General features: G+C 68.2%; 14 protein-coding genes and 1 tRNA gene. 3 read left to right on the top strand and 12 right to left on the bottom strand.

Annotation, left to right across the window (positions count from 1 at the left end; all coding sequences use genetic code 11):
* Window positions 1-33: 33 nt before the first annotated feature.
* Window positions 34-921, bottom strand: coding sequence for a LysR family transcriptional regulator (locus MKD38_RS00155; RefSeq protein WP_252674149.1), 888 nt, complete (start codon window positions 919-921; stop codon window positions 34-36).
* 117 nt (window positions 922-1,038) lie between these two features.
* Here MKD38_RS00155 and MKD38_RS00150 point away from each other — a divergent pair, with 117 nt between their 5' ends.
* From MKD38_RS00150 to MKD38_RS00140, 3 genes are read left to right on the top strand one after another with little or no spacing between them, the layout of a single operon-like run.
* Window positions 1,039-2,040, top strand: coding sequence for an ornithine cyclodeaminase family protein (locus MKD38_RS00150; protein ID WP_252674148.1), 1,002 nt, complete (start codon window positions 1,039-1,041; stop codon window positions 2,038-2,040).
* The gene (locus MKD38_RS00145; protein WP_252674147.1) at window positions 2,037-2,894 is read left to right on the top strand and encodes a phosphate/phosphite/phosphonate ABC transporter substrate-binding protein; all 858 of its coding nucleotides are present in this window, start codon (window positions 2,037-2,039) and stop codon (window positions 2,892-2,894) included. The genes MKD38_RS00150 and MKD38_RS00145 overlap by 4 nt, the downstream gene beginning before the upstream one ends.
* Complete coding sequence (locus tag MKD38_RS00140; protein ID WP_252674146.1) at window positions 2,891-3,937, top strand: tripartite tricarboxylate transporter substrate binding protein; 1,047 nt, start codon at window positions 2,891-2,893, stop codon at window positions 3,935-3,937. The genes MKD38_RS00145 and MKD38_RS00140 overlap by 4 nt, the downstream gene beginning before the upstream one ends.
* Before the next feature lie 82 nt (window positions 3,938-4,019).
* Here MKD38_RS00140 and MKD38_RS00135 read toward each other — a convergent pair whose 3' ends face one another.
* From MKD38_RS00135 to boxA, 11 genes are all read right to left on the bottom strand, one after another.
* Window positions 4,020-4,814 (bottom strand): ABC transporter ATP-binding protein, encoded by a 795-nt coding sequence (locus MKD38_RS00135; protein ID WP_062798235.1) that lies wholly within the window; start codon window positions 4,812-4,814, stop codon window positions 4,020-4,022.
* A 1-nt stretch (window position 4,815) separates the two neighbouring features.
* Window positions 4,816-5,712 carry an ABC transporter permease gene (locus MKD38_RS00130; protein ID WP_115706673.1) on the bottom strand — a complete coding sequence of 299 codons (897 nt, stop codon included), beginning with the start codon at window positions 5,710-5,712 and terminating at the stop codon, window positions 4,816-4,818.
* Between the two features lie 177 nt (window positions 5,713-5,889).
* Window positions 5,890-6,867 carry an ABC transporter substrate-binding protein gene (locus MKD38_RS00125; RefSeq protein ID WP_062798240.1) on the bottom strand — a complete coding sequence of 326 codons (978 nt, stop codon included), beginning with the start codon at window positions 6,865-6,867 and terminating at the stop codon, window positions 5,890-5,892.
* 435 nt (window positions 6,868-7,302) lie between these two features.
* Window positions 7,303-8,337, bottom strand: a complete 1,035-nt coding sequence (locus tag MKD38_RS00120; RefSeq protein ID WP_252674145.1) for a quinone-dependent dihydroorotate dehydrogenase — start codon at window positions 8,335-8,337, stop codon at window positions 7,303-7,305.
* Window positions 8,338-8,445: 108 nt separating this feature from the next.
* Window positions 8,446-9,252 (bottom strand): arginyltransferase, encoded by an 807-nt coding sequence (locus tag MKD38_RS00115; RefSeq protein ID WP_252674144.1) that lies wholly within the window; start codon window positions 9,250-9,252, stop codon window positions 8,446-8,448.
* A 74-nt stretch (window positions 9,253-9,326) separates the two neighbouring features.
* Entirely contained in the window at window positions 9,327-10,079 is a 753-nt protein-coding gene (aat, locus tag MKD38_RS00110; protein WP_252674143.1) for a leucyl/phenylalanyl-tRNA--protein transferase, read from the bottom strand.
* A 40-nt stretch (window positions 10,080-10,119) separates the two neighbouring features.
* Complete coding sequence (locus tag MKD38_RS00105) at window positions 10,120-10,704, bottom strand: NUDIX hydrolase (protein WP_252674142.1); 585 nt, start codon at window positions 10,702-10,704, stop codon at window positions 10,120-10,122.
* 197 nt (window positions 10,705-10,901) lie between these two features.
* A tRNA-Met gene (locus MKD38_RS00100) sits at window positions 10,902-10,977 on the bottom strand.
* 122 nt (window positions 10,978-11,099) lie between these two features.
* Window positions 11,100-11,852, bottom strand: a complete 753-nt coding sequence (locus MKD38_RS00095; RefSeq protein WP_252674141.1) for an RES family NAD+ phosphorylase — start codon at window positions 11,850-11,852, stop codon at window positions 11,100-11,102.
* Window positions 11,812-12,201 carry an MbcA/ParS/Xre antitoxin family protein gene (locus MKD38_RS00090; RefSeq protein WP_018004354.1) on the bottom strand — a complete coding sequence of 130 codons (390 nt, stop codon included), beginning with the start codon at window positions 12,199-12,201 and terminating at the stop codon, window positions 11,812-11,814. Before MKD38_RS00090 ends, MKD38_RS00095 begins: the two co-directional genes overlap by 41 nt.
* A gap of 110 nt (window positions 12,202-12,311) precedes the next feature.
* Window positions 12,312-13,556, bottom strand: a complete 1,245-nt coding sequence (gene boxA / locus MKD38_RS00085; RefSeq protein WP_252674140.1) for a benzoyl-CoA 2,3-epoxidase subunit BoxA — start codon at window positions 13,554-13,556, stop codon at window positions 12,312-12,314.
* Between the last annotated feature and the right edge of the window lie 5 nt (window positions 13,557-13,561).

Below are 13,561 nucleotides of genomic sequence, written 5' to 3'. Positions count from 1 at the left end.
GGCCGCAGCCCGTTCTTCCATCGCCGCCGCGGCCTAACGCTTCATCATCCCCGTCAGCGTTTCCACGAATTCCAGCGACAGCCGCGACAGCGGCTCGGTCTGCACATGGAAAATCTGCACCGAGGCATTGACTTTGGTGCGGATCGGCACGGCGACGATATTGGGCCAGTTCGCGCCGAATACCGTCATGGCATCGACCAGCGCGATGCCGGCGCCGGCCTGCGCCAGCGCGCGCGCCACATGAGCCTGCTCGACCTGCACCCGCATGTCGGGCTGGTCGCCATCGTTGCCGAACATCTCGTGCACCAGCAGCGCGAACGGCACTTCCGGGCCATAGCCGATCAGGTCTTCGCCGATCAGGTCTGCGGGGCGCACCCATTTGCGCGTCGCCAGCCGGTGTCCCACCGGCACCAGCGCCACGATCTCGTTCTTCACCAGCAGCCGCGCCTCGAGGTTGGGATGCACCAGCGGCATGTTCGATACCGCCAGGTCGACCTGTCCCGATAGCAGCGCGCGCAGCATGTTGCCGGGAATCTGCGTGCGCACCACCACACGCACCGCCGGGTGCGCGGCGCGGAAGCTGGCGATCGCACGCGGCAGCACGGTCTGGCCCAGGTTGGGGCTGCAGGTGATGCGCAGGCTGCCGGTGCGGTTGGCGACGAGGTCCTCGGCGATCTCGTTGACGCGCTCGATCCCTTCATAGACCGCATTGACTTCGCCCAGCAGCCGCCGCGCTTCCGGCGTGGGGTAGAGCCGCCCCTTGGTGCGCCGGAACAGTTCCAGCCCGAGCCGCTGTTCGGTATGCGACATCAGCCGGCTGATCGCTGGTTGCGACACATAAAGCAGCTTCGACGCGCCGCTGATCGAGCCGGTCAGCATCACCGCGCGGAACACCTCGATCTGGCGCAGGTTCATTTTCATGGCATTAACCTGATGTTAAGGCAGGCGGACATATAAGCATATGACAGTCAATGACGCCATACCTAAACTGGATTCCATCGAAACACCACACACACTGATCTGGAGAGCGGGGACCGTATGGCAAATATTCTTATCACCTACCTCAACGGCCGGGACATCGCGCGGCTGGAAATGACCGATGCCGAAATCATCGACGCGGTGGAGCAGGCACTGGTGGCGCAGGGCAACGGCCAGACCGTGATCGAGCCGCGCGTGCACCTGATGCCGGACCCGGCTTTCAATGGCCACTTCAACGTGCTGCGGGGCTACGTAGCGCCGCTGGGGCTGGCCGGCGTCAAGGTGGTCGGCGATTTCGTCGACAACTACAAGCTCGGCCTGCCGTCGGAGATGGCCATGCTGAATCTGTTCGATCCGCGCACCGGCATGCCGGTGGCGGTGATCGACGCGACCTTTATCACCGATGCCCGCACCGGTGCGCTGACCGCGCTCGGCGCGAAGCACCTGGCGCGCCGCGACAGCAAGGTGCTGGGCCATATCGGCGCGCGCGGCACCTCGTACTGGAACGTGCGCCTGCTAAACAGCCTCTATGACTTCGACGAGATCCGCGTGCACTCGCGCCGTCCCGAAAGCCGCAATGCCTTTGCCGCGCGGCTTGAGCGCGATCTCGGCAAGAAGATCGTGGTGACCGAGGACTGGGAGTCGTGCGTGCGCGGCGCCGACATCGTGGTCGAGGCATCGCGGCTGGAGCGCCCGACGCCGATGCTCAGGACCGAATGGATCAAGCCCGGTGCCTTCGTCGTGCCCTACGGCACCATGAGCGCGGTCGAGCTGTCGCTGACCGACATCATGACGCGGATGGTGGTGGACGACTGGGGGCAGTGCAAGGGCGGCATGTTCGGCTCGCTGCGCGCGCATGTCGAAGCGGGCAAGCTGTCGGAACGGACGCTCTACGGCGAACTCGGCGAGATCGTCGCCGGCCGCAAGCCGGGCCGCCAGCGCGACGACGAAACCAACCTGTTCTGGCACCGCGGCCTGTCGCTGAGCGATATCGCGCTGGGACATGCCATCCTGAGGAAGGCCGGCGAGCGCGGGGTGGGCCAGAAGCTGGTGTACGCATGATCGCCAATGCCCGCATGTACGCAGTGACGCCGCAGGCCGAAGCGGCCTGGCGCACGCTGCTGGCACGCGTGTCCGAGCGCGCCGGCGTGGCGTTGCCGTATGTCGAACACGCCGCGCCCGCGCCGGTCAGCGCGTTGTGGGCACGGCCCGACTGCGGCTGCGTGTTCATGTGCGGCTATCCGTATGCGAGCGCGCCGGTCACGCCGCAGCTGCTGGCCGCGCCGGTTCCGGCGCAGGCGCGCTACGGCGGCAGGCCAGTTTATTTCACCGAATTCATCGGGCGTGCCGATGCGCCGGCGCAGCAGCTGGCGCAGACCTTCGGCGGGCGACTGGCATGCATGTTGCCTGAGTCGAATTCGGGCTATAACGCGCCGCGCCATTACCTGATGCGGCTGGCCCCGCCGGGTACGCAGGCGCTGTACCGGCCCGCGGCCATGGAGACGCCAACCCCGCGCGAGGTCATTGACGCGGTGCTGGCCGGCGATGCCGAGGTGGGGGTCGTCGACAGCTATGTAATGGACCTGCTGCGCCGCTATGACCCGGCGCTTGCCGCGCAACTGAAGACGCTGGCGCTGACTCCGCCCGCACCGATCCCGGTGCTGGTCGCGTCGGTGGATGCCGATCCGCGGCAATGCATGCGCGTGCGCGCGGCCTTGCTGGGCCTGCATGAGGACGCCACCGGCACCGCGCTGCTGGCGTCGCTGGGGCTGGCGCGCTTCGTCGCGGTGCAGCCTGCCGACTATGCCTGCCTGCCCGCGATGGCCGACGAAGCCGAACGGGCGGGCTTTGCACTGACCGATGCCGCGGCCGGGGAACCATCGCCTGGTCACTGCCAATTGGGGGAACCGTCATGAAATCCGCTGTGAATGCCACTGTCATCGCCGCTGTAAGGCCGTTCGTAAATCCTGACATCCGGCGCCTTGCCGTGCATGGCCTGCTCGCCTGCGCGGCGGCCTGCGCGACATGGCTCGGTGCGGGCCCGGCCCATGCCCAGCCGCCGGCCTATCCCGCAAAGCCAGTACGCCTGATCGTGCCGTTTGCCGCGGGCGGCCCGGCCGACGTGCTGGCGCGTGCGGTCGGGGAGGGCCTGGCCAGGGCCACCGGCCAAAGCGTGCTGGTCGAGAACAAGGCCGGCGCGGCCGGCACCATCGGTGTCGACATGGTGGCCAAGGCCGCGCCGGACGGCTACACCGTCGCGCTGGTGCCGGTCGGCAATATCGCGGTGAATCCCACGCTGATGCCCAACCTGCCTTACAAGCCGTCCGACCTGGCGCCGGTGGCGATGCTCGCCACCGCCGAGAACGTGCTGGTGGTCAACGCGGCGACGCCGGCCAGGTCGCTGGCGGAACTGCTCAAGCTGGCCGCGCAGAAGCCGGGCGAGCTGAGCTTCGCCTCGCCCGGCGCCGGCAGCCAGGCGCATCTGGCCGGCGAGCTGCTGCAGCTCGATGCCGGCGTCAAGCTGAACCACGTGCCCTACAAGGGCGTAAATCCTGCCATGACCGATGTGGTCGGCGGGCAGGTGACGATGATGTTTGCGCAGCTGTCGGCGGCGCTGCCCTATATCAAGGCGGGCAAGCTGCGCGCGCTCGGCATGGCCAGCGCCAGGCGTTCGACGGTGCTGTCCGAGGTGCCGACGATCGCCGAGCAGGGTTTCCCGAAGTTCGAGGCGGTGTCGTGGTATGCGTTGATGGTGCCGGCGGGTACGCCGCCCGAGGTCGTGCGCAAGCTCAGCCAGCATGCCGACGCGGTGCTGGCCGATGCCGCGCTGAAGGAGAAGCTGGCGACGCTGGGGATGGAAGCGGCGGGCGGCACGCCGCAGCAGCTGGCGGCGGCCATCCAGAAGGAAAGCACGCGGTGGGCGGGGGTGATCAAGCAGCGGCGTATCACGATCGACTGATCATCGGCAACATCGGGACGCGCAAGCGCTAACGAGCAAGAAGACGGGGAGCCGAAGCTCCCCGTTTTTCTTGCCGGCGCTATCACCCCAGCAACAGCGCATCGTCATCCAGCTGCTCATGCCGCGTCTGCTCGAACATCTTGAGCAGGTCCGGCACATCGAGCCCCTTGCGCTTGTCGCCGGAGACATCCAGCACCACCTGGCCCTGGTGCAGCATCACCGTGCGCTGGCCGTAGTCGAGCGCCTGGCGCATGCTGTGCGTCACCATCATCGTCGTCAGCTTGCTTTCCTCGACGATGCGCGCGGTCAGTTCCAGCACGAACGCGGCGGTCTTCGGGTCGAGCGCGGCGGTGTGCTCGTCCAGCAGCAGGATGCGCGACGGCTGCAGCGAGGCCATCAGCAGGCTGACCGCCTGGCGCTGGCCGCCGGAGAGCAGGCCGATGCGGTCGGTCAGGCGGTTTTCCAGGCCCAGGTTGAGCAGCCGCAGCTTCTCGCGGAACAGCTCGCGCGAGGCGCGGTTCAGCGCCGGGCGGAAGCCGCGGCGGCTGCCTCGGGCCATCGCCAGCGCCATGTTCTCCTCGATCGTCAGCGCTTCGCAGGTGCCGGCCATGGGGTCCTGGAACACGCGTGCCACCAGGTGGGCGCGGTCCCAGGCGGGCTTGCGCGTGACGTCGGTGTCATCGATGGTAATGCGCCCGGCGTCGACCATCTGGTCGCCGCTGATCGCATTCAGGAAGGTCGACTTGCCGGCGCCGTTGGAACCGATTACCGCCACGAACTGGCCGCTCGGGATTTCCAGGCTGAGGCCGCGCAGCGCGCGGGTCTCGATCGGGGTGCCCGGGTTGAAGGTGAGCTTCAGGTCTTGTGCGCGCAGCATCTCAGGCACCTCCGTTCTTGCGGGCAAACAGCTTCTTGCGCGTCGCCGGCAGCACCAGTGCGATCGTCACCAGCGCGGCGGTGACCAGGTTCAGATCCTGCGCCTTGAGGCCGATGAAGTCGCTGTTCAGCGCCAGCGCGATGAAGAAGCGGTACAGGATGGCGCCCAGCACCACGGCCAGCGTGGTCCAGATCAGCCGGCGTGCCGGCAGGATGGTCTCGCCGATGATCACCGCGGCCAGCCCGATCACGATGGTGCCGATGCCCATCGAGATATCCGAGCCGCCCTGCGTTTGCGCGAACAGCGCGCCGGCCAGCGCTACCAGCGCATTGGACAGCGCCATGCCGGCCAGCGTGGCACGGCCGGTGGCGATGCCCTGCGCGCGCGCCATGCGCGGGTTGGCGCCGGTGGCGCGCATCGCCAGGCCCAGCTGCGAGCTGAAGAACCAGTCCAGGCCGACCTTGGCCACCACCACCACCACGAACAGCACCAGCGGGCGCAGCACGTAGTCGGGCAGCCACTCGGGCTGCAGCACGGTAAACAGCGTGGGTTCGGTGATCAGCGGCACGTTGGGGCGGCCCATGATGCGCAGGTTGATCGAGTACAGCGCGATCATCATCAGGATACTGGCCAGCAGGTCCATGATCTTGAGGCGCACGTTGAGCCAGCCGGTGATCCAGCCGGCCAGCGCGCCGGCGGCGATGGCCACCACGGTCGCCAGGAACGGATCCTGGCCCGCGGCGATCAGCGTCGCGGCCACGGCGCCGCCCAGCGGGAAGCTGCCGTCAACGGTCAGGTCGGGAAAGTTGAGGATGCGGAAGGAAATCAGCACCCCGAGCGCCACCAGGCTGAAGATCAGGCCGATCTCCAGGGCGCCCAGAAGGGAAAAGAGGGACATGGGGGAATCCTGTTGCGGGGTCCGGCGTCTGCCTTGGCGCCGGTTTCGGGGCAGTGCGCCCGGCACGCCCGGGTGGGGCCGCCGGCCGCCTCGCCCTGGTCGGTCCGGCCGGGCCGGGTAGGCCTGGCCGGCGCATCCGCCGCCTCGCGGCGGCGGCATGGCAGGGCGTGGCTGTGCTTACTTGATGACCGTCTTGGCTTCCTTGACCAGCTCCGGCGACAGCGTCACGCCTTGCTTGGCGGCCGCGCCGGTGTTGACGAACAGTTCCAGGTTGTCGCTGGTCTGCGAGGCGATCGTGCCCGGCTTCTCGCCCTTCAGGATGCGCACCACCACCTTGCCGGTCTGGTGGCCCAGGTCGCCGTAGTTGACGCCCAGCGCCGCCACGGCGCCGCGCTTGACGCTGTCGGTATCGGCCGCGACCAGCGGAATCTTCGATTCGTTGGCGACCTTGACCAGCGCCTCGTACGCCGACACCACGTTGTTGTCGGTGTTGGTGTAGATCACGTCGACCTTGCCGATCAGGCTCTTGGCGGCCGGGCCGATGTCGACGGTGCGTGGTGCGGCGGCTTCCTTGAGCGTCAGGCCTTCCTTGGCCAGCAGCGCGCTCAGTTCCTTGACCACCACCACCGAGTTGGCTTCGCCCGGGTTGTAGACCATGCCCACGGTCTTGGCCTTGGGCACCACGCGCTTGATCAGGGCGACCTGCTTGTCGAGCGGCAGCTTGTCCGACACGCCGGTGACGTTAGTGCCCGACGCCGACCAGCTCTTGACCAGCTGCGCCGCGACCGGATCGGTCACGCCCGAGTACACCACCGGCACCGTCTTGGTGGCGGCGACCACGGCCTGCGCCGACGGCGTGGCGATGGCGACGATGGCGTTGGGGTTGTCGCCGACGAACTTGCGGGCGATCTGCGCGGCGGTGCCGGTGTTGCCCTGGGCGCTCTGGTATTCCCACTTCAGGCTCTTGTCGGCGTCATAGCCGGCCGCCTTCAGTTCTGCGCGCACGCCGTCGCGGATGGCGTCCAGCGCGGGATGGTCGACGATCGACAGCACCTTGACGGTCTGGGCCTGCACGGCGCCGCCGTACAGCAGTGCCAGCGCCACGGCGCCGCCCAGGATGGTTTTGGATGCTGCGAGACCCTTGGTGGATTTCATTATGTGTGCTCCCCCGAAACTCGGTTCTGGATTGGATACGGCCGCGGATGGTTCGGTCCGCCGTCCTGGCCCGCGCGCCGGCTGGCGCACGGTGCCGGTCCGGGCGGGCGCGGCGGCTTCCTGCGGCGGGAGGGAGCGTGCGCGGACGCGGCGGATGCGACAGCGATAAGCCTGCGAGGATACCACTTCCCGCGCACGAAATGGACAGTCATCATGCGGAAGTGGGGCATCCGATGCTGTCAGACGCCCGCTATCCGCCATCGAGGCGCATTTAATTGCGCGGGAACCGGGGTTTGCTTGTGGATTACCCTGATTGCGGTGGCTGCATCTTCATGCAATTGCGTGCCGCCAGGGTGTCGAGGTTTTCCTCGACCTGGGCCGTGCGGGTGGCGCATCGGCCGGGCGGGATCGGGGGCCTTGGCAGCCCCGCCGGATTCAGCGGCGCAGCGCCGCGGCGCACTCGCGCACCAGCGCCGGGCCGCGATAGATCAGGCCGCTGTAGACCTGCACCAGTTGGGCGCCGGCGTTGGTCTTGGCGCGCGCGTCGGCGCCGCCGAAGATGCCGCCCACGCCGATGATCGGCACCGCGTCGCCGACCACGCCGTGCAGCGCACGCACCACGCGGGTCGAGGCTTCGAACACCGGGCGCCCGGACAGGCCGCCGGCTTCGTCGGCATGCGGCAGGCCCTTGACCGCGTCGCGCGAGATGGTGGTGTTGGTGGCGATCACGCCATCGATCCGGTGGCGCACCAGCGCATCGCCGATATTGCCGATCTGGTCGGCGTCGAGATCCGGCGCGATCTTCAGCGCCAGCGGCACATAGCGCTTGTGCTGGTCGGCCAGGCGCTGCTGCGCGTCCTTCAGTGACGACAGCAGGCTGTCGAGCTCGCTCGCGCCCTGCAACTGGCGCAGGTTCTTGGTGTTGGGCGACGAGATATTGACCGTCACGTAACTGGCGTGCGGATAGACGCGTTCCAGGCAGTACAGGTAGTCGTCGTTGGCGCGCTCGATCGGGGTATCGGCGTTCTTGCCGATATTCAGCCCCAGCACGCCGCCCTCGGCCTTCCAGCGCGACGCTTGCACGTTGGCGACGAAGGCATCGACGCCGCCGTTGTTGAAGCCCATGCGGTTGATCAGCGCATCCGCCTGCGGCAGCCGGAACATGCGCGGGCGCGGGTTGCCCGGCTGCGCGCGCGGCGTGACCGTGCCCACCTCGATAAAGCCGAAGCCGAGCGCGGCGAGGCCGTCGATATAGGCGCCGTCCTTGTCCAGCCCCGCGGCCAGGCCGACCGGGTTGGGAAAGCGCACGCCCATGACCGTGCGCGGATCGTCGGCGATGCGGTTGCCGATGCAGCCGCCCAGGCCCATGCGGTGGGCGCGCAGCAGGTTGTTCAGCGTGAAATGGTGGGCATCCTCGGCATCCATCGAGAACAGGGCGGGGCGAAACAGGGGGTAGAGCGCGTTGAGCACGTGGGCAGGCGGCCGGCGGGGCGGCGCGGAAGTCGGGACCAGGGCGGCATTGTAGCGGCTGGTCCGCCCGCGAGGGCGGCCGCGGCGGCGGCCCGCGGCCTGGCCGGGCTAAGGCTGCGTCGCGGGCGGCACCGGCGCCGCGGCTTTCTCGGCCTCGGCGGCCTCGGCGGCGACGTCCTCGAACGCATGCCAGTGGTTGCCGGTCAGCACCTGCAGCGGCCGGAAGCGCGCCTTGTACGCCATCTTGCGGCTGTCGGCGATCCAGTAGCCCAGGTACAGGTGCGGCAACCCGAGCGCATGGGTCTGGTGGATCTGCCACAGGATGTTGTAGGTACCGTAGCTGGCGTTGCGCTCGAGCGGATCGTAGAAGGTGTAGACCGACGACAGCCCGTCGTCGAGCACGTCGATCATGCTGACCATGCGCAGCCGCCCGGCCTCGGGCGAGCCGGGCGGATCGCGGAATTCGACCAGGCGCGAGTTGACGCGGCTCTGCAACAGGAACTGCTCGTACTGGTCGCGGCTGTCCTGGTCCATGCCGCCGCCGGCGTGGCGCATCGACTGGTACAGCAGGTACAGCGAATAGTGCTCTTCGACGTAGGTCAGCGGCGCCACCAGCGCTTGCAGGTGCTGGTGGCGGCTCCACGCGCGGCGCTGCGAGCGGTCCGGCGTGAACTGGTCGACCAGCACGCGGCACGGCGTGCAGGCGTGGCAATCGTCGCAATACGGCCGGTAGGTGAAGATGCCGCTGCGGCGGAAGCCCGCGCGCACCAGGCGCGAATAGACGTCGGCATTGATCAGGTGCGCCGGCGTGGCCACCTGGGAGCGCGCCATGCGGCCGTCGAGATAGCTGCAAGCGTAGGGCGCCGTGGCATAGAACTGCAGCGCGGACAGCGGTAGTTCCTTCAGCTTGCTCATGACTCAGGGGGCTCCGGGCGGGACGGCGCTTGCACGGTGGTCCGCCGCGTCAGCGTCGGCACCCGTGCCGGGATTCAGCCTGCCGGCGCGGCGGGTGTCCCGACCCAGCGCTCCAGCACCGATTTGTCGAACCGCCACGGACTGATCGCCGGCCGTGCCGTTGCCGCGCGCACATGGGTCACGAATTCGGCGCGGGGGATGGGGCGCGCACCCAGCGAGGCCAGGTGGTCGGTTTCCTGCTGGCAGTCTATCATCGCCACGCCGTGGTTGCCGAGGAACGCGCACAGCGCCGCCAGCGCGATCTTGGACGCGTCGGTGCGGTACGCAAACATGGATTCGCCAAAGAACATCCGTCCCAGCGCCACGCCATACAGGCCGCCGACGCGCTCGCCGCGGTACCAGCTTTCGACCGAGTGGGCCAGGCCGTTGCGGTGCAGGGTGCCGTACGCGGCGATGATGGCATCGGTGATCCAGGTGCCGTCCTGGCCCTCGCGCGGCGTGGTCGCGCAGGCGCGCATCACCGCCAGGAAATCGTGGTCGACGCGGATTTCCCAGTCGGCATCGCGCAGCACGCGCCGCAGCGTCTTGCGCAGGTTGGCCGAGACGCGCAGCGCCGGCGGCGGCAGCACCATGCGCGGATCGGTGCTCCACCACAGCACCGGCTGGCCGCTCGAATACCATGGGAAGATGCCCTGGCGATACGCCAGCAGCAGCCGCTGCGGCGACAGATCGCGGCTGGCGGCCAGCAGGCCGGGGGCCTCGGAATCGGGCCCGAGCGCGTGCTCGACCGGGGGAAACGGATCTTGCGGGTCCAGCCAGGCAATCATGCGGGCTGCGCCGGAGGGCGGTGCGCGGCGGGCCCGCCGCTCAGGGGGTGACCGTGGCCCGGCTGGTCAGCGGGCGCATGGGCTTGTCGATGTCCAGGCTGTGCAGCCGGAAGCTGCCATCCTGCAGGCGGCCGGCGGCGCGGTCGGCAAAGAAGCAGCGCAGGGTATGGATCACGGTGGGGAAGGCCAGTTCATCCCAAGGCACATCGGCCTCCGACACCAGCTTCACTTCCAGGCTTTCCTCGCCGGGCGCGATGTCGAGGTCGTCGAGCGTGGCGAGGTAGAACAGGTGCACCTGATGCACATGCGGCACGTTCAGGATCGAGAACAGCTCGCCCACCTGCACGCGCGCGCCGGCTTCTTCCAGGGTTTCGCGCGAGGCCGCCTGGGCAGTGGTCTCGCCGATCTCCATGAAGCCCGCAGGGAGGGTCCAGAAGCCGTAGCGGGGCTCGATCGCGCGCTTGCACAGCAGGATCTTGTCTTCCCAGACCGGAATCGTGCCGACCACGTTGCGGGGATTGACATAGTGGATGGTGCCGCAGTTGTCGCAAACACTGCGCGGGCGGTTGTCGCCGTCAGGCACGCGCAACACGACCGCATGACCACAGTTCGAGCAGAATTTCATGAGGGGCGTCCGGGAGAATGGCGAAAGTGTATCACCCTCGCAGAGGGCGCCGGGGGGCCGTAGGAGCGGTGGTGCACCATGGGCCGGATACCGTCACGGCCAGTGCCGCGACCCCCGCGCGGCGGCACAAAAACAAAAAACCCGCCGATGGCGGGTTTGTCTGCTTTGACGGCGTCACAGACATGCATCTGTGCGGTTGGTTGCGGGGGCAGGACTTGAACCTGCGACCTTCGGGTTATGAGCCCGACGAGCTGCCAACTGCTCCACCCCGCGTCCGTCGAAGAAAAGATTATATGGCATCCGGTTGCGCAATGCAACACCTGTTTAACAAAACCTGTCAGCGATGCGCATTGCCGCGTGCCATAACGATTAGATCGTCGCGGCGGGGCGGAGGTTCATCCGACCTCGGGGGTATCGCTTGTGCGCTGCCACAGCGCGGCCTCGAATTCGAAGCTGTCGCGCTGTTGCAGATCGTCGCGCTGCCAGATCACGCGGTCGCGGCGCACGGTCAGCATCCACGTGGTGGTGGCCAGTGGCGCCGGGTGCGAGAACGCGCGCGGCGTCAGCACCGCCCCGCAGGGGCCGTGCTGCGGATCGCGCACGGAGGTGTAACGGATCATGCCGAGGCCGGCTTCGCGCGCGATGCGGCCGAACGCCTGGCAGGGCTCGTGATGATCCGGGTCGGTCCATGCGGCGCGATCCCGGTCGAGCGGCGGCTGGTCCAGCGCCACGCCGGAGGTCTCGACGCGCACTTCGAACAGCGTCTGCGCGCGCGCGTCGATGCGGGGCAGCGCGGGGCTGTCGTTGAGGAAGCGCCAGCGCCAGTAGCCGAGCTCGGCGCAGGCGGTGCGGATCTCGTTGGCGCCATAGAACACGCCCGGATCCTGGCTGGCGCGGAAGCGCGAGCCCCAGGGCGAGGGCGGATAGCGGAACGGGGTGAACAGCAGATAGTGCAGATGGCGTGCCTCGACCGGCACCACGGGCTTGCCGGCATCCAGCACGGCTTCGAGGACCGCCTGTTCCTCCAGGCTGTCGACCAGCGGCATGGTCGAGACCACATGCTGGGCTTCCACCGCCCGCCACAGCGTGAGCGCGAACTGCCGGCGCTCAGATGCGACCGCGGGTGGCGTCCAGGTAGTGAACGACACGGACCAGGCCTTCGGTGGTGCGGATCAGCTCGAGCGGTTTGCCGCCCAGCGCGAGGTTGTCGTGGGTGAGCCATAGCCGGGCCTGGTCGCCGTGGCCCAGGATGGCGTCGAGCGAGCGGAACAGGCGCACGAACAAGACGCCGAACTCCCACTCCTTGCGGTGCGCGTCGAGCACATAGCCGCCCGAGGCCATGCGCGAGACCGAGGCCGTGCTGATGCCCAGCACGCTTGCCACCATGGCCTGGCTGATGCCCAGGAAGCCGGCGGCGCGCATGACCGCCTTGGTCAGCGTGGTGCCGGGGTCGGGACCGCCGGCGGGATCGGTTTCCGGAATCCGCCTCGATTGCATTGCCTATGCTCCTGTTTCTTCAGAAAGATTATAGGCGATGAATTTCAGAAGGGAAGGGGCTGCTCGAAGATTCCAGCCTATGACGCGGCGCGCCCGTCTCGGAGGCGCGGCTAGTAGGTTTCGATATGCAGCCGTCCTTCGGCCTTCATGTTGGTTTCCAGCGCCTTCCAGTTAAGACCGGCGCCGGCGCAGACCGTTTCAAATGCGGCCAGCACGCCTTCCTCCATGCCCTTCAGGCCGCAGATATAGACATGGCCGTTGGCGTCGCCCAGCAGCGCGGCAACGCTGTCGGCGGCTTCGCGGATCGCGTCCTGGACATAGCGGCGCGGCGTGGCCGGGTCGCGCGAGAAGGCGAAGTGGATGTCGAGGAAATCCCTGGGCAGCTTCAGCAGCGGGCCGAAGTAAGGCAGTTCGGCGGCATTGCGCGCGCCGAAGAACAGCAGCCGGCGCCCGCTGAATTGCGCCAGGTTGCGGCGCATGCGCTCGGTCATGGCGCGCATCGGGGCCGACCCGGTGCCGGTGCAGATCATCATCACGCTGGCCTCGGCGTGGTTGGGCATCAGGAAGGTCGCGCCGAACGGGCCCACCACCTGCACCGTGTCGCCCTTGGCCAGGTCGCACAGGTAGTTCGACGCCACGCCAAGCACCGGCTTGCCGTCGTGGTCCTGCTCGACCCGCTTGACCGTCAGCGCGAGGTTGTTATAGCCCGGGCGCTCGCCGTCGCGCGGGCTGGCGACCGAATACATGCGGATGTAATGCGGCTTGCCCGCGGCATCGGTGCCCGGCGGGACGATGCCGATCGACTGGCCCTCCAGGATCGGGAAGAAGTGGGTGCCGAGATCCAGCACGATATGGTGGATATCGCTGGACGCGTCGGCGGCGGTAAGCCGGTAGTTGCCGGCCACGGTGGCGGTCACCGGCGCGCGCACGCCGTGCAGGTTCACATAGGGATGGGCGGCCGACCATGGCGCGCGCGGCGAGGTGTGGCGGCTGGTCTCGACCGACTGGATCGCGGCGTCGTCGGGCGCGGTGGTGCCGCTGCCGGCGGTGGCCGGCGCGGCCTGATCGGCGCTGTCCAGATCCGGCAACGGCACCTCGGCCGGCAACTCGTCCCACAGCAGCTGTGCCTCGATCGGGTAGGCCTGGCCGCGCAGCATGGTGCGCCAGTTGTCGATGGCGCCGGTCGGGCACGGCGACAGGCAGGCGTTGCAGCCGTTGCACACGTCGGCCCGGACCACGTAGTTGCGGTCGTCATGGGTGATGGCATCGATCGGACAGGTGTCTTCGCAAGTGTTGCAGCGAATGCAGATTTCCGGATCGATCAGGTGCTGCTTGATGATGTCGGGGGCGCCCATGGCGT

Origin of the sequence: Cupriavidus sp. WGlv3 (assembly GCF_023952475.1) — a bacterium.
In the GTDB taxonomy this organism is placed as follows: Bacteria; Pseudomonadota; Gammaproteobacteria; order Burkholderiales; family Burkholderiaceae; genus Cupriavidus; species Cupriavidus phytorum.
This window is presented reverse-complemented; position numbering and strand designations above follow the sequence as displayed.